This is a genomic window from Candidatus Thioglobus sp. NP1, assembly GCF_003326015.1.
GTDB classification, from domain to species: Bacteria; Pseudomonadota; Gammaproteobacteria; order PS1; family Pseudothioglobaceae; genus Pseudothioglobus; species Pseudothioglobus singularis_A.
Window position 1 is genome coordinate 820,286 of sequence record NZ_CP023860.1, and the last position, 25,920, is coordinate 846,205.

The window sequence follows — 25,920 nt, forward strand, 5'->3', positions numbered from 1 at the left end:
TATGGAGTATCAAGTGAACAAAAAAGTATCAATACTTTCAATACTAATAATAGCTATTCTATCAACGTCTTTTTCAACAGCTGTTTTAGCAGCATCGGATGAGCCTCTTACAGTTTATAGTACAAGGCAAGAGAATTTAATTAAGCCACTATTTGATGCTTTTACGAATAAAACTGGAATTGAAGTTAGGTATCTTACTGGTAAAGGCGGTGCTTTAATCGAGCGTATAAAATTAGAGGGAAAAAGAACTAAAGCGGATATTTTTATGACAGTTGATGCAGGAAATCTTTGGTATGCTGCTTCACAAAATTTATTCCAGCCCGTAGAGAGTGAGGTATTGGTTAATAATATTCCATCTCATCTTAGAGATCCTGAGGGCTTATGGACTGGTCTATCAGTTCGAGCAAGGACAATTATCTATAGTACAGATAGAGTTAATCCAGAGGAGTTATCTACTTATCAAGATTTAGCAAATAGTAAATGGAAGGGAAGGCTTTGTCTAAGAACTAGCAAAAAAGTGTATTCAAAATCATTAGTAGCTTCATTGATTCATCATGATGGTGTTGAAAATACTTCTGAAGTTGTAAAGGGTTGGGTAAGAAATCTAGCAGCAACTCCGCATGCAGAAGACAATTATGTGATGAGTGCAATTCTTGCTGGTCAGTGCGATGTAGGCATCGTAAATAGTTATTACTTTGGCCGACTTCAGACGAGAGAGCCTAATGTTGCCCTTAAGTTATTTTGGGCAAATCAAGATTCAACAGGTACCCACGTGAATATTTCAGGAGCTGGAGTTACAAGGTACTCTAAAAACCCAGAAAATTCACTTAAGTTATTGGAATTTTTATCCTCTATAGAAGCTCAGAAGATTTATGTTGGGTTAAATAAAGAGTATCCTGCCAGTCAAAAAATAAAAGCGGATAATTTGATTACTTTATGGGGAGATTTTAATCAGGATAAAATGAATCTTTCTGTTGCTGGAAAAAAACAAGCAGAAGCAGTTGCTTTAATGCAGCGAGAGGGATATAAATAACCATGTAGGTAATCTAACTAAATAGCCAAATGAATATCAAGTTAAATAATTCAAATTTCCTGATTGGCTTATTAGCGCTTATAGTTTCCTTTCCAATTATTGTTGTATGCTCATCTTGGTTGTTTCCAGGTACTGAGCTATGGGGGCACTTTGCTCAAAATCTCCTACCAGACGTTGTAAGCTCAACTCTAATTCTGCTTTTAGGGGTAGGGATTGGTGTCAGTATTTTAGGCACAGTGCTTGCATATTTAATTGTGATGGTTGATTTTCCTGGCCAAAGTTGGCTTGAGTGGGCTATTTTTCTTCCTATGGCTATTCCAGCTTATGTATTGGCTTTTGTTTACCTCGGAGTTTTTGATTATTCAGGATATGCTCAAGTATGGCTTAGAGAGACAACTGGAATTCCTGGGTTTGATATTCGATCTGGCCACTGGGCAATCATATTGACATTTATATTGGTTTTTTATCCATATGTTTATATGATGGCAAGAGCTTCATTTAAGCGACAAAAAATTCAAATGATTGAGGCTGGTAAAATGCTTGGAGCCAAACCTTTGCATGTTTTTTGGCGTATTTCAGTTCCTTTAGCAAGGCCTGCAATAGCTGCGGGAGTTTTAGTTGTGCTAATGGAAACACTTGCTGATTTTGGTGTTGTTTCATTATTTAATTATTCAACATTTACTACTGCAATTTACTCTGCATGGGGTGATTTTAGATCAATTGAGGTTGCAGCTCAGCTTGCCTCTTTGTTAGTTTTAGTTTCATTTTTTTTAATTTACTTTGAAAAGAAGGCTCGAGGTAAAGCTAAGTATTATTCTACAGATATTTCTAATATCAAACCTTATAAGGCAACTGGTTTTATAGGTTGGTCTATATTTTTATTCGTCTTTGGTATATTTATGTTGGCATTTGCAATGCCAATGCTTCAGTTAGTTATTTGGAGTATTGAAAAATATAGTGAAGAATGGACTCAGAGGTATCTTGGTTACTTAGCTTCGACAAGCATATTGACTATTAGTGCGACAATCCTAACAGTTGTAACTGCAACTATTTTAGCTCTTCCTAGTCGCAGAAAGGCAAACAGTAAAGTCTTGCAAATACTAATAAGATTCTCAACACTTGGCTATGCGTTGCCTGGATCAGTAATGGCAGTAGGGCTTTTATATGGTATTCAAAATATTTCGATAGTAAGTATATATTTTGGTGGGTCTTCAATAAATCATATTCTTTTTGGTTCTGTTGCACTATTATTATTTGCTTATGTTTCAAGATTTATCGCTATTGCCTTTAATTCGGCTAATGCTTCAACTGAGCAAATTAAGCCAGTATATGAACAAAGCGCAAAACTTCTTGGCGCTTCTCGTTTTCGACTTATTAGAGAGGTATATTTGCCCATGATGGCCCCAGGTATTTTGGCAGGTGGATTGTTAGTTGCAGTTGATGTGATGAAAGAACTTCCTGCAACTTATTTATTAAGACCTTTTGGATGGGATACCCTAGCCATTAGAGTTTTTGAATTGAGTTCAGATCAATTCTATGAGAGAGCTGCAGTACCGGCACTCATTATGGTACTAATTGGTGCAATAATAATGTTAATATTTAATAAGCTCGATAAGGAGTATTTCTAAGCACTTTTGTTGAAAGATTCAAAATAGAATAGCACCTAATTGAATTGGGTAAAATAGTTTATATAATTTTTCCTGATTTTATTTCTATGAGTACTAATTTGCTAGAAGTTAAAGGTGTTGAGTACTCTTCAGTCGCATCTGGTATAAAGAAAAATAATACTCTAGACCTTTCCTTAGTAAAACTAATTGATGGTAGTGTCACTGCAGCTGTTTTTACTCAAAATATTTTTTGTGCTGCTCCCATAATAGTAGCTAAAAATCATTTAAATTCAGACGTATTGGCGCTGCTTATTAATAGCGGTAATGCAAACGCTGGGACTGGGCAAAAGGGTTTAGAAAATGCTTATAAAACTTGTGACATAGTTGCAAATAAATTTGGAATTAAGGCTGAGCAAATATTACCATTCTCAACAGGTATTATTGGTGAAGCCTTACCTATAGATCCATTCAGTAGTAATATAAATATGCTCATTGACGAGCTTTCTGCAAGTGGTATGAGTCAATTAGCTAGAGGCATATTGACGACTGATCTAACTGAAAAATCTTGTTCGATTAAATTTAATGTTAATGGAACTGATGTAATCCTTTCTGGAGTTGCTAAGGGTTCAGGAATGATTCGACCAGATATGGCTACAATGTTAAGTTTTATTGTTAGTGATATAAGTGCATCTAAAAAAGACCTCCAAGATTGTTTAAATATTTCTGTAGAGCAGTCATTCAATCGTATCACTGTTGATGGAGATACTTCAACTAATGACGCCTGTACCTTAAGTGCAACAAGCCAATCTAATGTTCATATAAGTGATTGTAAGGATCAGTTTCAGAATGCACTAAACCAGCTAACTAAAAAATTAGCACAAATGATTATTAAAGATGGTGAGGGAGCTACAAAATTTGTAGAAGTTAACGTGGCAGGTCTTGATTCATTTGAAGACTGTTTAGAGGTTGCATATACAGTTGCGCATTCTCCATTAGTTAAGACAGCATTATTCGCAAGCGATGCAAATTGGGGAAGGATTCTGGCTGCAGTTGGACGATCAAAAGGAACTGGCATAGCCATTGAAAACATTAATATTTATTTAAATAATTTGCAAGTAATCTCTTCAGGTGAATTAAGTGAAAACTATAAAGATTCTGCTGGAAATGCTGAAATGCAAAAATCAGAAATTATTATTAGAATAGTTTTAGGTGATTCTGATTATAGTGAGAGTGTTTGGACGACAGATCTTTCGTATGATTACGTTAAAATAAATGCTGAATATAGAAGTTAATTAATATTATTAAAAATATGAATGAATTAGAACAATACAAAATACTGAAAGAGCCTTTTTATCAACCACAAGATGATGAAATTGAAATGTATACTGCTGCATACATAAATCGCATGCCTGTTATGCTAAAAGGCCCGACTGGGTGTGGTAAGTCTCGTTTTGTAGAATACATGGCATATAAACTTGGCAAGCCTTTAATAACTGTCGCTTGCAACGAAGATATGTCAGCAAGTGACCTGGTAGGTCGCTTTTTACTTGATAAAGAAGGAACGATTTGGCAAGATGGGCCTTTAGCAATGGCTGCTCGTTATGGTGGCATTTGTTACCTGGATGAAGTAGTTGAATCAAGACAAGATACAACAGTTGTAATTCATCCATTAACGGATTATCGAAGAACTCTTCCCCTTGACAAAAAGGGTGAGTTGATTGAAGCTCATCCTGACTTTCAATTAGTGATTTCTTATAATCCTGGTTATCAAAACCTAATGAAGGATTTAAAGCAATCCACAAAACAAAGATTCTGTGGCTTTAATTTTCAATTTCCAGATGAGAATAAAGAAGCACATATTATTGCTAAGGAGTCTGGCGTAGACAAAAAAATAGCACTCAAATTAGTCCAAATAGCGCAACGAGCTAGAAATCTTGTTGGACATGGTCTTGATGAGGGAATTTCTACAAGATTGTGTGTTTATGCTGGACAACTTATAGCAAATAAAGTTGATGAAAAATCTGCATGTAAAATTGCAATGGTTAATCCAATTACTGATGACTTAGATATTGTTGATACACTTAATGCAGCAATAAATACTTTCTTTGAATAATAATTAATAATGAGTTCTGTTCAACTTTCGGATTTTGAAGAAAAGTTTCAAGATCCTTCTGATGTTCTTAATGATGCCCTAAATGGATGTTTTATAGAGGCATCTAAAGTAATGAGTCCAAATGGGCTAAAGGTCTATCTAGATGCTGCTGGTGCTCTCCACGCAATGGGAAAAGGTGAAGACTTAGTTATTTCTTTTTTAGAAGAGACACCGATGGTTGTCAAAGAAGTGGGCGAGTCCATTATTGGTGAAATAGTATTTTCGATTATGAAGATGACTTCACAAACTTCAGCTGCAGTTATAGTTTTAATGATCTCAAGCCTGCCCAATGTGGCTAAGCGAATGAGTGATTTTGATCTCATGAAGAGTTATTTGAGGCTTTTAGAGCGAATGATTACTCTTGCCCCTAGAGGAATGCGCCCAATGCTTAATAACATTGACCTATTAACAAGTAAATTAACTCTTGGAGGCTTAAGAAGATGGGTTTTATATGGTGCTGAAACATTTAAAAGAGATTTTAAGGCCCAAATTGCTTATTTTGAATTAAGTAGTGCTGAGTCTCTTGAGATTCTTGAGCAGGAAAGACGTGGGACTTTATTTATTGATAATCAGAGGAAACTTCAGTTCTATCTTAGAGCTTTTTATAATCGCAATTTTTTTCTCAGACCAACTTCTGGAGACTATGATACAAAAAGAGGGCTTAGGCCTTATATTGAATATGGTGTTATGCATATTCCTGATGCTTTTGACGACTTCAAGCATGCCTCTGGAAAGGTTATACCAGGCATTGAGTGTTACAGGGCAGTATGTACTCATGCAGCAGCCCACATTACTGAAACTTCATCCTCCTTCAAGGGGGATGATTTAAATCCACTTCAAGTTGCTTGCGTTTCACTAATTGAAGATTTGAGAGTCGAATTAAATACCATTAAAAAATTTCCTGGAATGAAAAAAATATGGATATCTCTTCATCCTGAAGAAGCAGACTTAGAAGGGTTGAATTCATTCATAGTTAATCTTGTTGATTTTTCAAGGGCTACACTTGATTCAAATTACAAAATAAAGCAATCATTTAATTCAAATTTTCATAATATATTTATAAAAAAAATGGCTGAATCTGGAGATAGTTCAGCTATGAGTTATGATTTAGGGTTACGTTATTATGAACTTCTTAAATCTAAGACTGATCTAAAGATAAGTGCCTCTGCATTAGTCTCTTCACCAATAATTTATAGGGATGATAATCGCTATATATGGAATTATGATGAACAAGATTGGATATCTGAGGGTAATGATTATGTTCCAGCGAGTCAAAAACAAATCAAAAGCATTTCAAATAATTTGGAAATGCACAACGAGGATGACGAAAATTCTGTCGATGATGCTCAGGAGATATGGGTACAAGAATCTGAACATTCTCCAGAAGAATTTGATGGTATAAGTCTTAGTGAGCTTGAGGATAAGGAGCCAGTTAGTGAGCCTTTTCACTACAATGAGTGGGACTATCAATTACAACTATATCGACCTAATTGGGCAACTTTATATGAAAGGCGCTTAAAAAAGGGTGATCCAGAAGTAATTAATAAAATTCTAATTAAATATAAACCTATTGCAAATCAATTAAAAAATTCAATTGACCAGATGCAACCTCAGGGTTTAATAAAATTAAAAAAACAGCAAGAGGGTAGTGAGCTTGATCTTGACGCATGTGTTTCAGCATTGGCAGATATTAGGACTGGAATAACTCCTTCAGACAGGATATATGTTAAAAAAGTTCAGCATATTAGGGATGTCTCAGTGAATCTTCTTATGGATTTATCTGAATCAACAAATGATAAGGTAGTTGGAAGTGAGCAAACTATTTTAGAATTAATGAAGGAGGCAACTTCGCTTCTCTCTTGGGCGATAGATAAGATTGGAGACAACCTAATGATTGCAGGGTTTGCATCTGACTCAAGGCATGATGTTCAATACTATCGTTTTAAGCCATTTCACTATAGTTTTAATGATGAAGTAAAGGGGCGTCTTTCAGGAATTAAAGGTGGCTTATCAACTCGGATGGGAGCAGCAATTAGACATGCTGGTGTAGACTTATTAACACAACCCTCAGCCAAAAAAATTCTTTTAGTTTTAACTGATGGAGAGCCAGCAGATATTGATGTTGAGGACCCACAACACTTACGAATGGATGCAAAGAAATCAGTAGAAGAGCTTAGAAGCCATGGAATTATTACCTTTTGTATTAGTTTGGATCCATACGCTGATGAATATGTTTCAAGAATTTTTGGTAAAAATAGATTTATGGTTATCGATAATCTTCAGAAATTACCTGAAAGATTACCTCAATTATTTATTTCATTGACGAAGTGATAGGAAGTTAGATGTATGAATGAAATAGTTAATGTTTTTAGATGCAGTTCAATTGAGTAGGCCAATTTTTTATGAAAAATATTAAAAACTTGATATACTGCCCATATTTATAGATCTAGAATTTAATTTTAAATAAAACAAACTGAAGCAATGAGCGAACATCTCAATTTTTTAAATTCATTTATCCAGAGGATAGGCAGAGGTCAGCCAGATAAGAAGTCAGCTAGCCCTGAGGACATAATTGATCAGTGCCATCAACTTGTAAGTAAAAATAGTGAGGCCACATCATTTTCTCTAGCTACAATAATTTTAGAAGACTTCAGCACTCTAAAGGAAAACCAAAAAAAAGAATTTTTCTTAAGACTGTTAGATCAATTTAGCGTTGACAGATCAAAACTAAAACAAGCTATTAGTACTTTAAATATCAGTGATGAAAAACAATTAAGAACACTTCACAACTTAACTGAACCAAAAAGTCAAGAATTATTGAGAAGGTTGAATCAAGTTCCTAATGGAACTGCAGTGTTATTAAAGATGAGAGAGTCGCTCTTAGTAAGTATGAAAGAGTCCCCAGAGTTAAAATCACTTGATATTGATTTTGTAGATTTATTTAAGTCATGGTTTAATAGGGGTTTCTTGAGACTTGAGAGAATTGACTGGTCAACAAGTGCTCAAATTTTAGAAAAAATTATGGAGTATGAGGCAGTCCATCATATTTCAGATTGGAATGATTTACAAAATCGAGTGGCCGCTGCTGATAGAAGGCTTTATGCATTTTTTCATCCTGCACTTCCAAATGAGCCCCTTATATTTATTGAGGTTGCATTGATGGATGACTCGCCAAATTCAATCATGCCAATACTTGATACGAGTATTAAGCCAATAAATCCTTTAAGCTCATCAACTGCAGTTTTTTATTCTATTTCTAACTGTCAGATGGGATTAAAAAATGTCTCATTTGGTAGTTTTCTCATAAAGCAAGTTGTGGCTGAAATAGAACAAGAGTTTAAACAAATTAATGAATTTGTTACTTTATCTCCTGTACCTGGGTTTAAAAATTGGGCTCAAAAAGCTCTTGTAGCTGATTCTAAAAAGGTGCCAGATAATATTTTTGAGGACATTCAAGAGTGTGTTGGTAAAAGTAATCCTGATGAATTTATATTAATACGATTAACTTATTATTACCTTACACAGGTTAAGCGTAAAAATGGCAATGCAGCTAACCCTGTCGCTCATTTTCATCTTGGTAATGGAGCTTCTCTTTATAAAATTCATGCTAATGCAAACAATAATCAGGCTGCCTTAGATGATTCATGGGGGGTCATGGTCAATTATTTATATGATTCAGAGATGGTTGCAAAAAACCATGAAGATTATGCAAATATGGAGCAAGTTGCTGTATTTCCTAAGCTTAAAAAAGCTATTCAAAGTAATAAGAAAAAAACTTTAGCCTATTAATTTAATAAGTAATAAGTCAAGCTAACAGCCCCAAATAAGATTATTTGATGTGTTAAATAAATGATTAACGCATGTCTACCTATAACCTCTAACCAGATTATCCTTATTGAGAAAATTTTTTGATAATATGGAAAATGTCCTAAATAAATGCCAATAAAAACAAATGATAACCATGGAAATAGAGGATAGTAGTCAACACTTGTGGCAGGTAGATATGGCTCCAAAATAGTTGTAAAAATATTTAAATTTGGTTGGTTAAATAATGAACCAAATAAAATTAATAGAGCAATTAAGAGTGAAGTTTTTGGAAGATTTATGAAACCTATAGCTATTATGGAAGAAACCCAAATTAATTGAAGAATACCAAAATAGACCCATCCATCAGGAAACATTATATAAGTTCCAGAAGAAACAAGAAGGGCTGCAATACCTAAATATATTAAGCGTTTTAAAAACTTTTGAAGATTAAGTTTTTTTCCATGAGCAATAACTAAACTTATTCCAACTGCACTTAAGAAGAGAAAAACAATTAAGCATCGCCAAGCTATCCCAGCCCAGTGAGTAAACAAAGGGATTTCCGTGAAACCAAATGTGTTTAGATCATAAATAAAGTGAAAGGCAATCATCATTATGATTGCTATACCACGTATTAAATCTAAAGCTGAGTCTCTTGCTTTGGACATAATATAATAAAATCACTCAAATACTTGAGAGACAAATTCTTTATCAATTGTTATCGAAGATTCATCAAGAAGTTCTAGGCATTTTGGAACTGCTAAGAAAACTGCACCAAGACATACTGCAATTGCTACTGGCTTCCCAGGAAGGTTAATAATAAGACTGATACCTCTTGTACCTGCAATTTGACGAGAAAGGATTGCTGTTGGGACTGTTCTAAGAGATACAGTTCGCATTTGTTCAGCAAACCCATCAAAGACTCGTTCACAAATTGATTCTGTAGCCTCAGGAGTTACATCTCTAGTAGTTGGTCCAGTTCCACCAGTTGTAAGAATTAAATTACAGCCAAGGTCATCACACATCTCAATTAGTGTTTTTTCAATGAGGGGCTGTTCATCTTCAATAACCTTTGAAACCTTATCATATGGACTTATTAAAGCCTTTGAAATCCATTCTTGCATAGCAGGTCCACTAATATCCTCATAAACACCTCTTGCAGCTCTATCTGAGATAGTTAGAAAACCAATTTTGATTTTGCTATTTGACATAAACTAATTTAACCTCCAGTCACGGGTGGGAAAAAAGCAACTTCATCTTCTTCATTGACTTTAGTATTTTCATTCACTATGACATGATTGACCGCACACAAAATATTGTTGGGAAAATACTGCTCACCATATTTCTCAATTAGAATTTTCTTAATTGAGGATATTGTTACTGGTTTTTGGAAATTCATATCATCGTAAGACGTTTTTAGATTTTCTTTTAAAGAGGCAAAGTAAAATATTTTCATCCTCCAATCTCTACCATCTGTCGAGAACTAATATTGTCAATGGCTGAATTAAAGAAGTGTTTTTCTGGTTTTTTAGTTATCGCATTTAAAATTAGTTTTTTAATATCATCATCACTCATTCCTGATCGAACTGCATCTCGAAGAGACACAGAGTCTTTCTGACCAAGACATAGAATTAATTCACCCTTAGCAGTCAGTCTGACACGATTACAGCTTTCACAAAAGTTATTCGAAACTGCAGAAATTGTTGCAACATTGGTACTCGTTCCTTCGATATGAAGAGCTTTTGCAGGCCCGTCAGTTTGTTTAGAACTTATGGTTTTTAACCTATCCCCATAAATTTTATAGACTCTTTCAAGAATATCTTTTTCACTGAAGTGCCTATCAACAGCTTCTATTCCTGCAAGTCCAATAGGCATAGTTTCAATAAAACGAATATCTAAGTTCCTATTAATTGCAAACTCAACCATTGACTCAATTTCATCGTCATTGACCCCTTTCATTACTACCATATTAAGTTTAATAGGATTCATTCCAGCTAATATTGCAGAGTCGATACCTTTTATGACGGTATTTAAATTACCATCACGAGTAATCTCTTTGAAGCGCTTTGAATTAAGTGAGTCAATTGAAATATTAGCTCTATTAACGCCATTTTTTCTAAGCTGGGTTGCTAGAGAGGGAAGAAGGTGAGCATTGGTTGAGAGGGGAATATCATTTATTCCTGGAATCTTTCCAAGCATGCTGGTAAGATCAAGAATATCTTTACGAAGTAATGGCTCACCCCCAGTTAAACGAACCTTGGTCACTCCTAACTCAGCAAACAACTTAACAATTTTTGCAATCTCTTCAAAGGAAAGGACTTCTGATCTTTTGGTATGAGTTACATGGTCTTCCTCTCTACAATAATGACACCTATAATTACAGTGATCGGTTACTGATACTCTTAAATAAGTAATTTTTCGATTAAATGGATCAATTATTTGATTCATGATGGGTTTATCCAATGACCAGATTTACCACCTTTTTTTTCTAAAAGCTTAACACTATCAATACTCATAAAGCGGTCAACCGCCTTACACATATCATAAACAGTAAGAGCAGCAATGCTGGCAGCAGTTAGCGCCTCCATTTCAACTCCAGTCTTACCATTAAGTTTTGCTATAGCAATGATTTCAATGCAGGACTTTTTAATATTAGGAGTGAGGTCAACGCTTATTTTTGAAAGCATCAATGGGTGGCAAAGTGGAATAAGGTCTGAGCATTTTTTTGCAGCCTGTATTCCTGCTATCTTAGCTACACCAAGCACATCACCTTTTTTATTTAAACCAGAGATAATTAAATCAAGTGTCTCTGGTTTCATATTAACTATTGCAATAGCTTTGGCCTCTCTAGCTGATTCACTTTTAGAAGATACATCGACCATCTCGGCTTCACCATTATCATTAATATGAGTTAATTTACTCATCTCGTTAATTCATTCATTGGATAGTAGTTAAGTATAGTTCCTTTTTCAAATACTGTGTCTTCTGGAATCTCAATAATCCCGTCTGCCCATACAACTGAGCTCATTACATCAGAACCTTGTTTTGGATAAAGGTTTGCTAATAGAGTCTCAGAGCTATTATCAATTTGCACTCGAGCATACTCACGCCTGGGCTTTGCTCTTTTGCATTCAAAGTTTGCTTTCACCTTTACTATTTTAGATTCATAATGACTATTTCCTTGCATTTTTTTTATAAAAGGTAATGAGAAAATACAAAAGGTTACAAAGCTTGATACTGGATTGCCTGGAAGTCCAATAAATGGTACCTGCTTTACTTTTCCAAAAGCTAGAGGTTTTCCTGGTTTCATTCTAATTTTCCAAAGATTAAGTTCTCCCAGTTTTTCAACTGCAGGCTTAACATGATCTTCCTCCCCAACTGAAACTCCACCAGTCGTCATAATTAAATCACATTGATTAGATAGAGATTCCAGTGCATCACATGTGGCCTTTAATTTATCCTCAATATTACCAAGATTAATAACATCGCAGCCAACTTGCTTAAGAAGAGCTACAAGTGCATAACGATTTGAGTTATAGATTTTGCCAGGTGTCAAAGAATTTCCAGGTTCAACTAATTCATCACCTGTAAAAAAAACACCAACTTTAATTTTTTTAAATACTTCTAGGTTTCCAATACCAACTGAAGCAGCTAGCGAAATATCCTGAGGTTGAATTTTTCTTCCTTTGGAAAGAATAATCCCATCTTTAGTTATGTCGTTTCCTATTGGACGAATATTTTCATTAAGTTTTATAGGTCTTTCAATTAAAATTTGAGTACCATCTTTAGAGAGTTGGCATTCCTCCTGCATTACAACGGTATTTGCACCTTTTGGAATCGGTGCGCCAGTAAATATTCTTGCAGCACATCCCATTTTTAATTCATTGCCAGTTGAACCAGCTGGTATTCTATCGACAACATTAAAGACTAAGTTTTTTTGTGATACTTGGTGATCATCGAGAGCAATTGTATAACCATCCATGGCACTATTATCAAATCCAGGAACATTAATTGTTGATTGGATATTCCCAGCTAAAACCCTATCTAATGAGTCATCCAAAGAAACTACCTCTATTCTGCTTGCAGCGATAGAGGAGTCAAGAAGAAATGCTAATGCATCATCCGCACTTATCAGTGAGTTATTAAACATTACTGAGTCTGATTTAGCTACTTCATTATTCATTAGGTAATAGTGATTTATTATTCTTAACGAGTATTATACAATTGTAAGTAAATTTTCTAATTACTAATAACTTGAAAAAACCACAGCAATAAAGTGAATAAAATATCTAAAAAAGAGATTTCAGTAGTCATCTTAGCTGGTGGTCAAGGCTCAAGAATGGGCGGGAAAGATAAGGGTTTGATTAAGTTCCGTAAACTTCCATTAATCGCCCATGTTGTTAATATAGTAAAGCCCAAAGTAAATCGTATATTGATCAGTGCTAACAGGAGTCTGGATGAGTATTCAGAGTATGGAGAAGTTATTTCAGATGATTTAACTGGCTTTCAAGGTCCTTTGGCTGGAATTTCTAAGGCATTGAAAGTCTGTACTTCTGAGTATTTATTAGTGCTTCCATGTGATAGTCCTTTGATTGATGGGGAATTAATAGATGAGTTAATTTTAGGATTGGAGAAAAGCAAAGCTGACATTTGTGTTGCCCATGATGGCTCGATAATGCATGCAACATTTGCCCTATTAAGATCAAATCTTCAAACTAGTTTAGAAAAATTTCTTGATGATGGAGGTCGTAAAATGGCTCTTTGGTATCGCCAACATTCACTTGAAAGAATTAATGTTTCAGATAAATTAGAGATCTTAACTAATTTAAATAGCCCAGAAGACTTAAATATTTAGAGTTCCCATCGTTTTTTCTGCTTTTTATCATTTAAACTAGAATCAACCCATTTTTCTTCCTTATCTGAAGATTCTTTTTTCCAAAAAGGTGCATCCGTCTTTAGATAGTCCATAATAAAATTGCAGGAATCAAATGCTTCTTGTCGATGTTTACTTGTAACTATAACAAGAACTATCTGGTCACTAATCAATAATTTTCCAACTCTATGAATTATTGTAATATTTTCAAGTTCCCAGTGACTTTTAGCTTTGATAACGATTGATTCTAGCGACTTTTCAGTCATCTCTGGATAGTGTTCAAGTGTCAATGATTTAAGAGTTTCAGATTGAAGATCACGAACAGTTCCAACAAAGCTTACGATAGCCCCAATTTGAGGATTTTTAGAGCGAGCACGATTTACTTCGGTCGTTAAATCAAAATCTTTCGCTTGAACAATCACTTTATCCATAGATTAATTTTATCTTTTTTAGCTCAAGATTAAAGGGTAATGGATTATTTTTTAGATAATCTACCAACTATTGTAATTCCTAGTGCAACTGATGGCCCAATACCTAATGCGAATATAGCTGTTCCAAGACCTACAACCTCACCTAATAATTTTTCTATATTATTAAGTAGACAGAGTGAGCCAATGATTACTACACTGACCTCGATAGATGTTCTGATTGAGTATATAGGTAGATTACTAATTTTTTGTAAGCCAATCATTAGGCCATCTCTTGGTCCTGCTCCTAAATTTGCTATTAAATAAAATCCACTTCCAATTCCTATAGTTAAGACGCCAATAACAACTTGAAGAACTTGAAATGGGTAATATTGTGGATAAGGCAAATAATAAACCGAAAATTCAATTGTTAATGCGATGATAAAAGCATTTAGTATTGTCCCCATTCCAGGTTTCTGTTTAAGGGGAATCCATAACAATAATACAAAAATACTAATAACAAAAGTAGATAACCCAATTGACCAGCTAGTTAGATTGGATATACCTTGAGCCAACACAGTATATGGCCCAACACCAGCACCACTCGTAATGAGCAGGCTTTCACCTAGGCCAAATAAAAATAATCCAAATACTAAGAATACGAAAGTTAATGGTTTAGGTTTTAAATTAAAAGAGTCTTCAGAGCTCCAAATAACTTTAGGAATTTTTTTAATAGTAAAGACTTCTTTAGAAAGTTTCATTTATTCTAAGCAGTTAAAAATTTAGAGTAATAATACAGTTGTTTTTACTCAACCTATAACAGTGTATTAATTATTATATTTATCTTCTAAATCTAAGGATTTAGTGATTATCATAGGTTTATGAACAAAAGAGTTAATACACTTGCAATAACAACTAATCAAACCTCATGAAAATGTTATTAAATAAATCAGATATAAAAGACTTTCAAACTGATGGCGTTGTTGTATTGCGAGGTATTTTTAAAGACTGGATTGATTTATTAAATAAGGGTGCTGATTTCCATATTAGTAACCCTAGTAAAAGTGCTTTAATTCATAAACATGAAGGCTCCAGTGGCGAATTTATAGAGGATTTTTGTAACTGGGAGCGAATTAAAGAGTATAAAGATTTTGTAGAGAGCTCTCCTTTAGGTAGTATTGCAGGTCAACTAATGAAGTCTAAATCGGTTCAGTTCTTCCATGACCATTTCTTTTATAAAGAGGCAAGTTCAGGTGTTGCCACACCTTGGCATCAAGATATGCCTTATTATTGCGTGTCAGGTCTTCAAACAGTAAGCTTTTGGATTCCACTTGAATCAAGGGCTCAAAAAGTTTCATTAAAATGTGCTTCTGGAAGCCACAATCTTCCAAAAGAAATTCGTCCAACAAGTTGGGCTGATAATGAAAGTTTTTATGATGATAATGATGCTTTTATGAATATGCCTAATCTTGATAATGGTGATTTTGACATTAAGCAGTGGGCAACTGAACCAGGGGATGTTATTGCCTTCAACTTTAAGACTGTTCATGGTGCTAAAGCCAATATGTTACCTGGGACAAGCAAAACACTTTCTTTTCGTTTAGTGGGCGATGATGTAGTCTACCGAAAACGACCAGGTAGAACTTCACCTAATTTTCCAGACATTGGACAAGAAAATGGTGAGCGATTAAGAGAAGACTGGTTTCCAATAATTTGGAGAAAATAATCTTATGGATTTAGCTAACTACTCATATGAAATTTTAACTTTTTTATTTATTATTGGAATGGTAGCGGGTTTTATTGACACACTTGTTGGAGGTGGAGGTTTGCTTGCTGTTCCTGCACTATTATTGAGTGGCATTCCACCAATCTATGTCCTTGGAACTAATAAATTTCAAGGCAGTATGGGAACTGGTATCGCTACTTTTTTACTATTTCGAAAGAAAAAACTTAATTGGGAAGCTATTAAATACTTGATTCTCCTATCCTTTATTGGCTCCTTAGTTGGTGGAGTTATAGTGCAATTTATTGATACTGAGTTCTTATCTCTCGCAATACCTATTGTATTGGTAGTGATTGCAGTTTATTTTATTATTTCACCGAAGCCTGATGAAAGAGTTAAAAATTCCAAACCAAACAAAATTTTTGAAAAATATGCTGTTCCTTCAGTTGGTTTTTATGATGGTATGTTTGGACCTGGTGCTGGATCTTTTTTTGTAATGACAGGTGTTATGTTCAAAAAACTTGAAATTATTCAAGCTACAATTCTAGCTAAACCCCTAAACTTTGCATCAAATATTGCAGGATTTATCGTATTTTATAGTTTTGGTCATATAGCCTTTATGATTGGACTAATAATGATGTTAGGACAATTAATTGGATCTTTTGTTGGGACTCACTATTTACTTAAAGCTAATCCAAAAGTTATTAGATTGCTAATTGTTGTGATGTCTATTTTAATGCTAGCTAAATATATATCGTCTTTATAGTTGGGATTTAACCTGAGGGAATTTTATACTGAGTTTGGTAGTGTCCCCATTCATAACGATCAGGATAATTTCGACGATAGTTCTCAAATTTTGTAGAGTCCTTAATTGCTATTGAGTCATCCTTAAATGAATATATTGAATTAATAGTCTCATGAAGAGAGTTCTCCTTAATAATTCCTACTGCTGGATTAATTAGTTGTTTAATTTGTTTATTAAGTGAATTGTTAGTGAACTTGAGGAGTTCTTTATAGATCATAAAACTACCTGTAAATTTGGCGTCAATAGAATGTCCCGCAATGTGAGGGGTAGCCAAGTAAGCCTTACTTTGAAGTTTTGAATTAATATTGGGCTCATTTTCCCAGCAGTCAATTATGTTGGCTTTAGTTGCAATGTTTTCCCAGATGTTTTCATCGATGATACCTCCTCTTGCTGCATTTATTAGAATAGTATCTTCACTAATAAGATTAAAATTATGACTTCCAAGAAGGTTATGAGAAGGGTGTATGCCGGAAAAAGTTAACGGTGTATGAAAAGTTACAATATCAGCACTTAGGGCCTCATCAAGCTTTACAAATCCGTTACTTCCCTCTTTATCTTGTCGTGGAGGATCATTCAAAAGGGTATTTATTCCAAGCTGCTTAGCTTTGGAGTCAAGTCTAGTTCCAACATTACCCACTCCAATAATCCCAAGTGTTTTACTCAATAAATCAAAATTAAAATCATTGGCAAGATTTGCGATAGCACTAATGACATATTCTGCTACGGCGTTTGCATTACAACCCTGAGCTGATACAAAAGTTATATTATTCTTATAAAGGTAGGTTTGATCAATATGGTCAAGTCCTGCAACTGTTGAGCCAACAAATTTAATATTTGTATCTTTAAGAAGATCGCTATTTACCTTAGTCCTAGATCGTACAATTAATATTTCACAATCAATTAAACTTTGTCTATTAATTTCTCGACCAGGAAGGGTGATAACTTCGCCAAATTCAGAAAAAATTTCTGCAAAGCCCCATACTGCATCGTCAATCATTAATTTCATTTAGGAATACTCCATCTTATGGGTTGTTGTTTGGTTGAAAGAAGGTATTTATTGGCTTGAGAAAAGTGCTTACATCCAAAGAAACCTTTGTGGGCTGAAAAGGGTGAGGGATGAGCAGAGCTAAGAATTAAATGCCTATCTAAATCTATAAGTTTAGATTTTTTATTCGCGTAGGCACCCCATAGAATGAAGACTAAATGTTGTTTATTATCATTGAGTATTCTAATTACCTCGTCTGTAAAAATTTCCCATCCATGATTTGCATGAGCTGCAGGGGAATTTTTTTCAACAGTAAGGACACTGTTGAGTAATAAGACCCCTTGCTGTGCCCAAGAAACTAAATTTCCATGTTCTGGCTGGCTGAAATCTACTTCATCTGAATTGAGCTCTTTATAGATATTCCTAAGTGAAGGTGGGATGGTGATTCCTTTTGGAACTGAAAAGCTTAATCCTTCAGCTTGTCCTTCCCCATGATAGGGGTCTTGACCAAGAATAATGACTCTTGTAGAGGTGAAACTTGAATACTCAAATGCTTTGAACCAGCTACCTCTTTGTGGATAAATATCGAAAGTACTTCTATTATTTAAAAAAGTATATAGATTCCTAAAGTATTCTTTTTCTTTCTCCACAGAAAGATATTTGGACCAGTCACCAATAGTCATATTTTTTTTAATAAATTAAATTCAAAGTGATTAAGTTAATTTGAAGTGCAAAAATATATTATGATTTAAAATAATTTTCATAGTATTGAAATTTTATAACTTTTAGCTTTTACTTAATATCGATTTATTATATCAAGGATTAAGAATAATGGACTGGCTCAACAGATGGGAAAATAATAAAATTGGTTGGCATGCAGAACAGATTAATCGTCAATTAATTGAGTATTTACCTGAATTCAACTTAGCAAAAAAAGATAAGATATTTGTTCCTCTTTGTGGAAAGAGTCTTGATATGATTTATTTGCTTAACCAAGGGCTCTCAATAGTTGCAGTAGAGATGAGTGATATAGCAATTGAGCAGTTTTTCAACGAAAATAAACTACCCTTTAAAACCTCAAATATTGATACTCTTAAGCTTTATGAGGGTGAAAGAATTCAGATTTATTGTGGCGATTTCTTTGCATTAAATTCAAAACATTTAGATACAGTAAAAGCTGTCTATGATCGAGCTTCACTTATCGCATTGGATACGGTGTTAAGACAAAAATATGTGAAACATTTAAATGATATAATAGATGAAGATGTAAGGATATTATTGCTAACATTAGACTATCCTCAGCATCAAAAAATTGGCCCACCTTTTGCTGTGAGTAAAACTGAGGTTGATTTACTTTATGGAGGGTCATTTCAGTATCGAGAGCTTCATTGTATTAATGATATTGAGAATGAACCAATGTTTCAAAATCTGGGAGTAGATTTTGTTAAAAAAGCAGTATATTTTCTGCAAAAAGTGGGGACGTAATGGCAAAGAAAATGTCGGGCATAGTTGCCCAGTTTGGTACTAAAGGATATGGTTTTATAACTGGTGATGATGGAGAAAAATATTTTGTTCATCAAAAAAATGTTTTTAATAAATCAAGATTAAGAAGTGATACGCGAGTTAAATTTAAAGTTGAGAATTCTGAAAAAGGGCTTGTAGCTACAGATGTAAAGCTTGAGAAAATAGTTGAAGAATCTCAACCATTGACTGACAATGATATTAAGGCAATGTTTGGTGTTTTATTGGTATTTCAGTTGGTAACTGCTTATTTTGTATTTTTTGCTTAAATGAAAAAACTTATTGTTTTAAGTGTTGCGGTTTTAATTGTTCTTTCTGGCTGTTTTTCAACACCTGCCAGAGAGGTTACAAATATTTGCAATTTACTTGATGAAAAAGTTAGTTGGTATCGTGCAGCTAAAGATAGTGAAAAAAAATGGAAGGTACCAATGCATCTTCAATTAGCAATTATTCATCAAGAATCTCGTTTTGCATCAAAAGCAAAACCTCCAAGGAATAAAATTTTTGGAGTAATACCTGGATCTCGTCCAACTTCTTCTTTTGGATATACCCAAGCAAAAAAAGCAACTTGGGATTGGTATCAACTTAAAACTGGGAATATGACCGCTAAGAGGGATAATTTTGCTGATGCTGTTGATTTTGTTGGATGGTATGCAAATCAATCTTCATTGCGTTCTAAAATAAGTAAGACCAATGCATATCAACAATATCTTGCATATCATGAAGGCCATGGTGGTTATAACAACAAGAGTTATGAAAAAAAGGCTTGGTTAATTGAAATAGCTAAAAAAGTAGAAACTAAATCTAATACCTATAAAGCCCAACTTTCTCAATGCAGAGATCAGCTAGATAGTAATCGGATTTGGACGCTTTTCTAATTAAAATTATTTAAGCTGCTGTTGAATAAGCTTTTCATATTCACCAGCGGCATTAATGAGTTCTCCATGAGTACCTTGCTCAATAATACTACCATCTTTTAAAACAATTATACGATCAGCATTCTGAATTGTGCTTAAGCGATGAGCAATAATAATCGTTGTTCTATCTTTCTGCATTTTATTGATTGCGGACTGAACTAGTTTTTCAGTAGCAGAGTCTAATGCTGATGTTGCTTCATCAAGAATTAAAATTGGACTATCTTTTGCAATTGCTCGAGCAATTGAAAGTCTTTGTCTTTGTCCACCAGATAGGATTACTCCATCTTCACCAATTCCAGATTCAAATTTATCGTCTAATTTCTCAATAAACTCAATCGAGTTTGAAACTTTGGCAGCATTAATTATTGACTCAATTGGCATCTGATCTTTTTGTCCAAATGCAATATTTCCTGTGATAGTATCATTAAATAGACGTACATTTTGGTCAACAAAAGAAAAATTAGATCTAAAAGATTCTAATTCAAAGCTATTTATCTCTAAATTATTTATTAATATTTTGCCTTCTGTTGGGATATAAAAGCGAGTTAAAAGGTTTACAAGCGTGGTCTTTCCACTTCCTGTAGATCCAACAACTGCAATTGTTTCGCCTGGTTTAATTGTTAGGTTTATATTTTTTAAAGAGGCCTTATCTTCACCATATGAGAAACTAACATTATCAAATTTTATTTCTCCTTCCAGTTGATCAACTTGATGTTTACCAGTATTTATTTCAGATTTTTCGTCAATAAGCTTAAAGACACTATCAGATGAAACTCGCGCTTGTTGAAGAGGTTTATTTATGTTGATTAAAGTCTTGGCAGGCTTTACAAGCATTCCCATTGCAGTAAAAAATGCTAAAAAGTCTCCAGCAGTCATCACTAGAAATGTTGAAGAAAAATAAACCACACACCCTAAAGACAAACCAATTAATGCATTTACAATCGAAGTATTAAGTCCACTAGCCATATCCACCTTAAATCTTTGTTGACGGATGGTATTGATAATTGCAAAAAACTTATTCTTTTCGTTCTTTTGTGCATTATAAATTTTAATCAAGTCACTACCTGAAATATTCTCATCTAAGAGGTGAGTCATCTTACCCATAGATTCTTGGACACTTTTAGAGCCTTTTCTAATTCGGGATGAGGAAAACTTTACTGCAAAATAAACTAAGGGAAGAAGCACTATAAGAGTAAGGCTTAAAAGGAAGCTTTTATAAAACAAATACCCTATCAATACTACAACCATAAAAGAAGATTTGATGAATTGGAGCCATATGGTTGAGGCTGCAGCAGAAATTTGCTCAACGTCAAAAGTCAATTTAGAAAGAGTCTCTCCAGTTGTGTTTTTATCAAAATAAGTTTTTGGAAGTTTTAAAAGTTTTGAAAACATATCTATTCTCAAATCTAATATTACTTTATTTGAGATCCAAGAACTGGCACTAATTGATATTAGGGCAAAGAAGGAGCTTATAGCAATAACACTTGTCAATATTAATGAATAGAATAAGGCTTGGTCACTTGTGCGTTCAGAGGTAAATAAAGTATCAACTATTTGACCAGTAATTTCAGGTATTGCTGTCTCTAATAAAGTAGCAAAAACCATCATCAGTGAGGTAAAAAAAAGTTTTCCTAAATGATTTTTAATGTATGGAAAAAGTCTCTTGACAAATTGTGTGTATCCCATCATTTTAAGTTTATTTGGATGTGCCCATATTCTACACAAATTTAGGTATCATAACTATTTCAAACTTTGTTAGTTTTTAGATGACAAAATACATCTTTATTACCGGTGGTGTTGTTTCCTCTTTAGGTAAAGGGATAGCCTCCGCTTCATTAGCTTCAATTCTTGAAACTCGTGGTATTAATGTTACACTCCTCAAGCTTGATCCATACATAAACGTTGACCCTGGAACAATGAGTCCATTCCAACATGGTGAAGTTTTTGTTACTAATGATGGTGCAGAAACTGATCTTGATCTTGGTCATTATGAACGATTTGTTAGAATACAACTGGGTAAAAAGAACAATTTTACTGCTGGTAGAGTTTATGAGAATGTTATCCAAAGAGAACGAAGAGGAGACTACCTTGGTGCAACAGTGCAAATCATCCCTCATATTACAGATGAAATTAAAAAGCTAACCAAAGAGGGCGCTGAAGATTCTGAGGTTGCTTTAGTTGAAATTGGAGGTACAGCAGGTGATATTGAATCACTTCCTTTCTTGGAGGCTATAAGGCAAATGAGCCTAGAATTAGGTCGTGAAAATACATTATTTATCCATCTTACACTTCTTCCTTTTATTAAAGTTGCAGGTGAGCTCAAAACAAAACCAACTCAGCACTCTGTCAAAGAGTTAAGAGGGATAGGAATTCAACCAGATATTCTTATTTGCAGATCAGAGCACCAGCTTGAAGATCAAGAGCGTAAAAAAATTGCTCTATTTACAAATGTTCCTGAAGATTCAGTTTTTGTCTCGCTAGATCAAGATTCTATATACAAAGTCCCAGAGGATCTTCATGGTCAAGGCCTAGATAATATTGTTGTATCTAAATTAGGGCTTAATTGTAAGCCTGCTGACTTAAGTGAGTGGAAAAATGTTGTGTCTCAACTAGAACGACCAAATCATAGTGTTGATATTGCTATGGTTGGTAAATACATGGATTTAACTGAGTCATACAAATCATTATCAGAAGCTCTTATTCATGCAGGTGTTCATACACAAACAAAAGTTAATATCCATTATTTTGATTCTGAGGAAATTGAAAAAAATGGTGCTGATAGTTTAAGTAAGATGAGTGCAGTCCTTGTTCCTGGTGGTTTTGGAATTCGAGGTATTGAAGGTAAAATTAAAGCTGTTCAATTTGCCCGAGAAAATAATATACCCTTTTTAGGTATTTGCTTAGGTTTGCAGGTTGCCGTAATTGAATATGCACGCCATATGGCTAATATGAAAGGCGCAAATAGCACAGAGTTTGATGATAAAACTAACTATCCTGTTATTGGACTCATAACTGAATGGCAGGACGAAAATGGTAACACTCAAAAACGTAATTCAGATTCACATCTTGGAGGAACTATGAGGCTTGGTGGTCAAGAGTGTGAACTTATTAATGGAAGTAATGCACAAAAGATCTATGGGGCTAATAAAGTTATTGAGCGCCATCGCCATAGGTACGAGGTAAATAATAAGCTTATTTCTAAAATTGAAGAGGCTGGTTTGTTTGTATCAGGAAGATCTAATGATGGGTCTTTAGTTGAGATGATTGAAATTCCAGGCCACCCATGGTTTGTTGCATGTCAGTTCCATCCAGAATTCACCTCAACCCCTCGGGATGGACATCCATTATTTGAAGGTTTTATAAAGGCAGCAAAGGAAGCACATAACTTAATTCTTTCTTAAGTTTCTTTTTGTAAAAACTTAGAGTAATTCTAATTTTCTTATTCTCTTATGTCAAAAGCAAATATAGTAATTATAGGTGGTGGGGTGATTGGCTTAGTTACTGCATTAAGAATGCTTGATTCTAATCAAGAAGTAACACTTATTGATTATCAAGAGCCTGGAAGTGGAACATCATATGGAAATGCGGGTACGATTGCAGAATATGCAGTTCTGCCAGTTGGATCTCCTAGCATATTAAAAAATTTACCTTCTCTTCTACTAAATAAAAATAGCCCCATAGCTATAAATCGTTCTGAAATTTTTACCCTAGCGCCATGGCTTATAAGATTTTTGTACCAATCTTCATCAAAAAAAGCTGTAAAAAACGCTAAAGCTATTACAGATCTTCTAGTTGACTGCAGGCAGAGATGGGAGTTATTAGTAAAAGAGATTAACGCTAATTCAACTCTTAAAAGTAATGGCTGTCTTTATTTTTATAACAAAAAATCCTCATTTGAGGCAGGTAAAAAAGATATGACTAAGCGAAAAATGCTTGGTTTAAATGTAGAGATGTTGACTCCATTAGAGCTCCAAAAACTTGAGCCAAATTTAGATATGATCGAAGGAGGAGCCTCTTTTTTTCCAGATGGAGCCTATCTAAATGATCCTGGTAAGGTAATGAAGCTTCTATTTCAAAGCGTTGTTAAAAAAGGATGCACGGTAATTAATAAAGCTGCTGATAAAATTGAAAGATCGAGTGAGGGCGTAAAAGTTTATTTAAATGATAATTCACAAATTACAGCAAAACACGTAGTTATTTCTGCTGGAGCATATTCAAAAAAATTTGCTAAGCAGGCTGGAGATTATGTTCCATTAGAGACTGAACGCGGCTACCATATTGAATATGATATGTCTGAACCTTTATTAAATAGACCAAGTTGTTCGGTAGAAAAAGGTTTCTATATGTCTCCCATGACTGGAAGGCTTAGGGTTGCTGGAACTGTTGAGTTTGGAGGGTTGGATCAAACAATTTCAAAACATAGGATAGATCATCTTAAGCGAGGTGTCTCAGAATTCTTTCCAGACTTAGGTGATCCCAATAGGTCTTGGCTAGGTTTTCGTCCCTCAATTCCTGATAGTAGACCTGTTATATCTGAGTCAAGTAAGGGTAACGATATTATTTATGCTTTTGGCCACGGTCATATAGGGTTAACTTTGGCTCCAATTACTGCTGAGATAGTAGAGTCTATTATCACCAAATCTAAACCACCAGTTGAAATTTCTCAATACTCAGTTAAAAGATTTTAATAAATTTTTTGTTACTTCTTTTTAACAAATCTCATTAAACGCTTCTTTTTTTGAATTTGCCTTGCTGAAAGAATATTTTTTTTATCTTTAAAGGGGTTATCACCACTTTTATATTGAATTTTAATAGGAGTATTTGATAGTTTGAGTGAGGATATAAAAAAATTCTTTAAAAATCTTTCATAACTATTCGAGATATTATTGACATTATTGCCATGAAAGATAAAGGTTGGTGGAAAAACATCTGATTGGTTTACGAACTTTAGTTTTGGCCTTTTGCCTCCTACAGGCGGGGCTTGGTGGGCATTATTTGCTTTTTCTAAAATTTTATTGAGTAGTGACGTTGGAAACCTTCCTCCAGCATGTTCAAAAGATTTTTTAATTGGAGTAAATAGTTTACCAACTCCTGAGCCATGAAGTGCTGAAATGAAATGGACAGAGGCATAATTTATAAATGACAACTTAATATCAAGTTTTCTTTTTACTTCGCTTTTTTGATATTCATCTAAACCATCCCACTTGTTAATTACTATTAAAAGAGCTCTTCCTTTTTCTGCAATCATACCAAGCAGAGTTGCATCTTGATCAGTTACTCCTTCATGGGCATCAAGAACTAGAACCACTACATGAGATTCATCTATTGCCTCCTTAGCCTTAATAATACTAAAGATTTCTACTTTTTCATTAACACTTCTTTTACGTCTAATTCCAGCTGTATCTATTAAAGTATATTGCTGTCCTTCTCGCTCAAATGGAATGAATATTGAATCTCGAGTTGTGCCAGGAATATCAATTGCTAAGACTCTCTCTTCTCCTAAGATTCGATTAATTAATGTAGATTTACCAACATTGGGCCTCCCTAAAACTGCAACAGCTATGCCTTTTAATTCTTGTTTTTGTTCATCAATAATTTCTGGAAGTAATGGAATCGTTATTTCAATTAAATCTGAAATTCCCTGATTGTGCTCTGCTGAAATAAGACAGGGCTCACCCATACCAAGTTCATAAAACTCGGAGGCTGAAGCTTTGTTTAGACCTTCAGCTTTATTACATACTAAAATAATATCTTTTTTTAACTTTCTAAGCTGAGAGGCAATATCTATATCTAGTGCGGTAACTCCATCTTTATTGCTAACAATAAAATAAATAACATCAGATTCATCAAGTGCATTCAAAACCTGACCTTGAATTCCTGAATCAATTAACGATTCTTCATTAGTTAATCCTCCAGTATCAACAATGGAGCAATAGGAATTATCATCAAGCTTTATAGAGGCATATTGCCGATCACGGGTTAAACCTTCAAAATCAGATACGAGTGCTTGCCGAGAATTACTCAGCCGATTAAAAAGCGTTGATTTACCTACATTGGGTCTTCCAACCAATGAGATGACGGGATTACTCACAA

26 protein-coding genes are annotated in these 25,920 nt (G+C 34.2%); 14 read left to right on the top strand and 12 right to left on the bottom strand.

Annotated features, from left to right (window positions below; translation table 11 throughout):
* Positions 1–13 precede the first annotated feature (13 nt).
* The 6 genes from CRN91_RS04205 to CRN91_RS04230 all read left to right on the top strand — a co-directional run bounded on the left by CRN91_RS04205 (position 14) and on the right by CRN91_RS04230 (position 8,581).
* A complete protein-coding gene (locus CRN91_RS04205) occupies positions 14–1,033 on the top strand; it encodes an extracellular solute-binding protein (protein ID WP_114115193.1) in 1,020 nt (339 codons plus the stop codon).
* A 29-nt stretch (positions 1,034–1,062) separates the two neighbouring features.
* Positions 1,063–2,661, top strand: a complete 1,599-nt coding sequence (locus CRN91_RS04210) for an ABC transporter permease (RefSeq protein WP_114115194.1) — start codon at positions 1,063–1,065, stop codon at positions 2,659–2,661.
* 86 nt (positions 2,662–2,747) lie between these two features.
* Positions 2,748–3,932, top strand: coding sequence for a bifunctional glutamate N-acetyltransferase/amino-acid acetyltransferase ArgJ (gene argJ / locus CRN91_RS04215; RefSeq protein WP_114115195.1), 1,185 nt, complete (start codon positions 2,748–2,750; stop codon positions 3,930–3,932).
* A gap of 17 nt (positions 3,933–3,949) precedes the next feature.
* Positions 3,950–4,753, top strand: coding sequence for a CbbQ/NirQ/NorQ/GpvN family protein (locus CRN91_RS04220; protein WP_114115196.1), 804 nt, complete (start codon positions 3,950–3,952; stop codon positions 4,751–4,753).
* A gap of 9 nt (positions 4,754–4,762) precedes the next feature.
* Positions 4,763–7,123: a nitric oxide reductase activation protein NorD gene (locus tag CRN91_RS04225; RefSeq protein WP_114115197.1), complete on the top strand. Its 2,361-nt coding sequence runs from the start codon at positions 4,763–4,765 to the stop codon at positions 7,121–7,123.
* 150 nt (positions 7,124–7,273) lie between these two features.
* Complete coding sequence (locus CRN91_RS04230) at positions 7,274–8,581, top strand: malonyl-CoA decarboxylase domain-containing protein (protein ID WP_114115198.1); 1,308 nt, start codon at positions 7,274–7,276, stop codon at positions 8,579–8,581.
* Here the strand turns inward: CRN91_RS04230 and CRN91_RS04235 are convergent.
* From CRN91_RS04235 to glp, 6 genes are read right to left on the bottom strand one after another with little or no spacing between them, the layout of a single operon-like run.
* Positions 8,578–9,264 carry a heparan-alpha-glucosaminide N-acetyltransferase gene (locus CRN91_RS04235; RefSeq protein ID WP_114115199.1) on the bottom strand — a complete coding sequence of 229 codons (687 nt, stop codon included), beginning with the start codon at positions 9,262–9,264 and terminating at the stop codon, positions 8,578–8,580. The genes CRN91_RS04230 and CRN91_RS04235 overlap by 4 nt on opposite strands.
* 12 nt (positions 9,265–9,276) lie before the next feature.
* Complete coding sequence (mog, locus tag CRN91_RS04240) at positions 9,277–9,807, bottom strand: molybdopterin adenylyltransferase (protein ID WP_114115200.1); 531 nt, start codon at positions 9,805–9,807, stop codon at positions 9,277–9,279.
* A gap of 8 nt (positions 9,808–9,815) precedes the next feature.
* Complete coding sequence (locus CRN91_RS04245; protein WP_114115201.1) at positions 9,816–10,052, bottom strand: MoaD/ThiS family protein; 237 nt, start codon at positions 10,050–10,052, stop codon at positions 9,816–9,818.
* Complete coding sequence (gene moaA / locus CRN91_RS04250; RefSeq protein ID WP_114115202.1) at positions 10,049–11,044, bottom strand: GTP 3',8-cyclase MoaA; 996 nt, start codon at positions 11,042–11,044, stop codon at positions 10,049–10,051. The genes CRN91_RS04245 and moaA overlap by 4 nt, the downstream gene beginning before the upstream one ends.
* Positions 11,041–11,520, bottom strand: a complete 480-nt coding sequence (gene moaC, locus CRN91_RS04255) for a cyclic pyranopterin monophosphate synthase MoaC (protein ID WP_114115203.1) — start codon at positions 11,518–11,520, stop codon at positions 11,041–11,043. Before moaC ends, moaA begins: the two co-directional genes overlap by 4 nt.
* The gene (glp, locus tag CRN91_RS04260; RefSeq protein WP_114115204.1) at positions 11,517–12,779 is read right to left on the bottom strand and encodes a molybdopterin molybdotransferase MoeA; all 1,263 of its coding nucleotides are present in this window, start codon (positions 12,777–12,779) and stop codon (positions 11,517–11,519) included. Before glp ends, moaC begins: the two co-directional genes overlap by 4 nt.
* Positions 12,780–12,872: 93 nt before the next feature.
* Here glp and mobA point away from each other — a divergent pair, with 93 nt between their 5' ends.
* Positions 12,873–13,451: a molybdenum cofactor guanylyltransferase MobA gene (gene mobA / locus CRN91_RS04265; RefSeq protein WP_114115205.1), complete on the top strand. Its 579-nt coding sequence runs from the start codon at positions 12,873–12,875 to the stop codon at positions 13,449–13,451.
* Here the strand turns inward: mobA and CRN91_RS04270 are convergent.
* Together CRN91_RS04270 and CRN91_RS04275 are read right to left on the bottom strand one after the other, a co-directional pair.
* Entirely contained in the window at positions 13,448–13,900 is a 453-nt protein-coding gene (locus CRN91_RS04270) for a molybdenum cofactor biosynthesis protein MoaE (RefSeq protein ID WP_114115206.1), read from the bottom strand. The genes mobA and CRN91_RS04270 overlap by 4 nt on opposite strands.
* Positions 13,901–13,944: 44 nt before the next feature.
* The gene (locus tag CRN91_RS04275) at positions 13,945–14,637 is read right to left on the bottom strand and encodes a YczE/YyaS/YitT family protein (RefSeq protein WP_114115207.1); all 693 of its coding nucleotides are present in this window, start codon (positions 14,635–14,637) and stop codon (positions 13,945–13,947) included.
* 167 nt (positions 14,638–14,804) lie between these two features.
* Here CRN91_RS04275 and CRN91_RS04280 point away from each other — a divergent pair, with 167 nt between their 5' ends.
* Both CRN91_RS04280 and CRN91_RS04285 read left to right on the top strand, forming a co-directional pair.
* Positions 14,805–15,602, top strand: coding sequence for a phytanoyl-CoA dioxygenase family protein (locus tag CRN91_RS04280; RefSeq protein ID WP_114115208.1), 798 nt, complete (start codon positions 14,805–14,807; stop codon positions 15,600–15,602).
* 4 nt (positions 15,603–15,606) lie between these two features.
* The gene (locus tag CRN91_RS04285; RefSeq protein ID WP_114115209.1) at positions 15,607–16,365 is read left to right on the top strand and encodes a TSUP family transporter; all 759 of its coding nucleotides are present in this window, start codon (positions 15,607–15,609) and stop codon (positions 16,363–16,365) included.
* Positions 16,366–16,372: 7 nt separating this feature from the next.
* Here the strand turns inward: CRN91_RS04285 and CRN91_RS04290 are convergent, their stop codons facing one another.
* Positions 16,373–17,410, bottom strand: coding sequence for a 4-phosphoerythronate dehydrogenase (locus CRN91_RS04290; protein WP_114115210.1), 1,038 nt, complete (start codon positions 17,408–17,410; stop codon positions 16,373–16,375).
* Positions 17,407–18,072, bottom strand: coding sequence for a uracil-DNA glycosylase (ung, locus tag CRN91_RS04295; protein ID WP_114115211.1), 666 nt, complete (start codon positions 18,070–18,072; stop codon positions 17,407–17,409). Before ung ends, CRN91_RS04290 begins: the two co-directional genes overlap by 4 nt.
* A 148-nt stretch (positions 18,073–18,220) precedes the next feature.
* Between ung and CRN91_RS04300 the strand changes: the two genes are divergently transcribed.
* The 3 genes from CRN91_RS04300 to CRN91_RS04310 are packed head-to-tail and all read left to right on the top strand — an operon-like array spanning position 18,221 to position 19,788.
* A complete protein-coding gene (locus CRN91_RS04300; RefSeq protein ID WP_254424970.1) occupies positions 18,221–18,874 on the top strand; it encodes a thiopurine S-methyltransferase in 654 nt (217 codons plus the stop codon).
* Positions 18,874–19,179, top strand: coding sequence for a cold-shock protein (locus CRN91_RS04305; RefSeq protein ID WP_114115213.1), 306 nt, complete (start codon positions 18,874–18,876; stop codon positions 19,177–19,179). Before CRN91_RS04300 ends, CRN91_RS04305 begins: the two co-directional genes overlap by 1 nt.
* Entirely contained in the window at positions 19,180–19,788 is a 609-nt protein-coding gene (locus CRN91_RS04310) for a transglycosylase SLT domain-containing protein (protein ID WP_114115214.1), read from the top strand. It begins immediately after the preceding gene.
* Positions 19,789–19,794: 6 nt separating this feature from the next.
* On the opposite strand, the gene CRN91_RS04315 is transcribed toward CRN91_RS04310, so the two are convergent.
* Positions 19,795–21,516, bottom strand: a complete 1,722-nt coding sequence (locus CRN91_RS04315) for an ABC transporter ATP-binding protein (RefSeq protein WP_371412778.1) — start codon at positions 21,514–21,516, stop codon at positions 19,795–19,797.
* 77 nt (positions 21,517–21,593) lie between these two features.
* On the opposite strand from CRN91_RS04315, the gene CRN91_RS04320 reads away from it, so the two are divergent.
* Positions 21,594–23,228 (top strand): CTP synthase, encoded by a 1,635-nt coding sequence (locus tag CRN91_RS04320; RefSeq protein ID WP_114115215.1) that lies wholly within the window; start codon positions 21,594–21,596, stop codon positions 23,226–23,228.
* Positions 23,229–23,276: 48 nt separating this feature from the next.
* Entirely contained in the window at positions 23,277–24,515 is a 1,239-nt protein-coding gene (locus CRN91_RS04325; RefSeq protein ID WP_114115216.1) for an NAD(P)/FAD-dependent oxidoreductase, read from the top strand.
* An 11-nt stretch (positions 24,516–24,526) separates the two neighbouring features.
* Here the strand turns inward: CRN91_RS04325 and der are convergent, their stop codons facing one another.
* Positions 24,527–25,918, bottom strand: coding sequence for a ribosome biogenesis GTPase Der (gene der / locus CRN91_RS04330; protein ID WP_114115217.1), 1,392 nt, complete (start codon positions 25,916–25,918; stop codon positions 24,527–24,529).
* Positions 25,919–25,920: the final 2 nt, after the last annotated feature.

What these genes read in the sequence shown, in the direction of transcription:
- CRN91_RS04210 (WP_114115194.1), top strand. Translation starts at nt 1,063, where the DNA reads ATGAATATCAAGTTAAATAATTCAAATTTCCTGATTGGCTTATTAGCG.
- argJ (WP_114115195.1), top strand. Translation starts at nt 2,748, where the DNA reads ATGAGTACTAATTTGCTAGAAGTTAAAGGTGTTGAGTACTCTTCAGTC.
- CRN91_RS04220 (WP_114115196.1), top strand. Translation starts at nt 3,950, where the DNA reads ATGAATGAATTAGAACAATACAAAATACTGAAAGAGCCTTTTTATCAA.
- CRN91_RS04225 (WP_114115197.1), top strand. Translation starts at nt 4,763, where the DNA reads ATGAGTTCTGTTCAACTTTCGGATTTTGAAGAAAAGTTTCAAGATCCT.
- CRN91_RS04230 (WP_114115198.1), top strand. Translation starts at nt 7,274, where the DNA reads ATGAGCGAACATCTCAATTTTTTAAATTCATTTATCCAGAGGATAGGC.
- CRN91_RS04235 (WP_114115199.1), bottom strand. Translation starts at nt 9,264, where the DNA reads ATGTCCAAAGCAAGAGACTCAGCTTTAGATTTAATACGTGGTATAGCA.
- mog (WP_114115200.1), bottom strand. Translation starts at nt 9,807, where the DNA reads ATGTCAAATAGCAAAATCAAAATTGGTTTTCTAACTATCTCAGATAGA.
- CRN91_RS04245 (WP_114115201.1), bottom strand. Translation starts at nt 10,052, where the DNA reads ATGAAAATATTTTACTTTGCCTCTTTAAAAGAAAATCTAAAAACGTCT.
- moaA (WP_114115202.1), bottom strand. Translation starts at nt 11,044, where the DNA reads ATGAATCAAATAATTGATCCATTTAATCGAAAAATTACTTATTTAAGA.
- moaC (WP_114115203.1), bottom strand. Translation starts at nt 11,520, where the DNA reads ATGAGTAAATTAACTCATATTAATGATAATGGTGAAGCCGAGATGGTC.
- glp (WP_114115204.1), bottom strand. Translation starts at nt 12,779, where the DNA reads ATGAATAATGAAGTAGCTAAATCAGACTCAGTAATGTTTAATAACTCA.
- CRN91_RS04270 (WP_114115206.1), bottom strand. Translation starts at nt 13,900, where the DNA reads ATGGATAAAGTGATTGTTCAAGCGAAAGATTTTGATTTAACGACCGAA.
- CRN91_RS04275 (WP_114115207.1), bottom strand. Translation starts at nt 14,637, where the DNA reads ATGAAACTTTCTAAAGAAGTCTTTACTATTAAAAAAATTCCTAAAGTT.
- CRN91_RS04280 (WP_114115208.1), top strand. Translation starts at nt 14,805, where the DNA reads ATGAAAATGTTATTAAATAAATCAGATATAAAAGACTTTCAAACTGAT.
- CRN91_RS04285 (WP_114115209.1), top strand. Translation starts at nt 15,607, where the DNA reads ATGGATTTAGCTAACTACTCATATGAAATTTTAACTTTTTTATTTATT.
- CRN91_RS04290 (WP_114115210.1), bottom strand. Translation starts at nt 17,410, where the DNA reads ATGAAATTAATGATTGACGATGCAGTATGGGGCTTTGCAGAAATTTTT.
- ung (WP_114115211.1), bottom strand. Translation starts at nt 18,072, where the DNA reads ATGACTATTGGTGACTGGTCCAAATATCTTTCTGTGGAGAAAGAAAAA.
- CRN91_RS04300 (WP_254424970.1), top strand. Translation starts at nt 18,221, where the DNA reads ATGGACTGGCTCAACAGATGGGAAAATAATAAAATTGGTTGGCATGCA.
- CRN91_RS04305 (WP_114115213.1), top strand. Translation starts at nt 18,874, where the DNA reads ATGGCAAAGAAAATGTCGGGCATAGTTGCCCAGTTTGGTACTAAAGGA.
- CRN91_RS04310 (WP_114115214.1), top strand. Translation starts at nt 19,180, where the DNA reads ATGAAAAAACTTATTGTTTTAAGTGTTGCGGTTTTAATTGTTCTTTCT.
- CRN91_RS04315 (WP_371412778.1), bottom strand. Translation starts at nt 21,516, where the DNA reads ATGATGGGATACACACAATTTGTCAAGAGACTTTTTCCATACATTAAA.
- CRN91_RS04320 (WP_114115215.1), top strand. Translation starts at nt 21,594, where the DNA reads ATGACAAAATACATCTTTATTACCGGTGGTGTTGTTTCCTCTTTAGGT.
- CRN91_RS04325 (WP_114115216.1), top strand. Translation starts at nt 23,277, where the DNA reads ATGTCAAAAGCAAATATAGTAATTATAGGTGGTGGGGTGATTGGCTTA.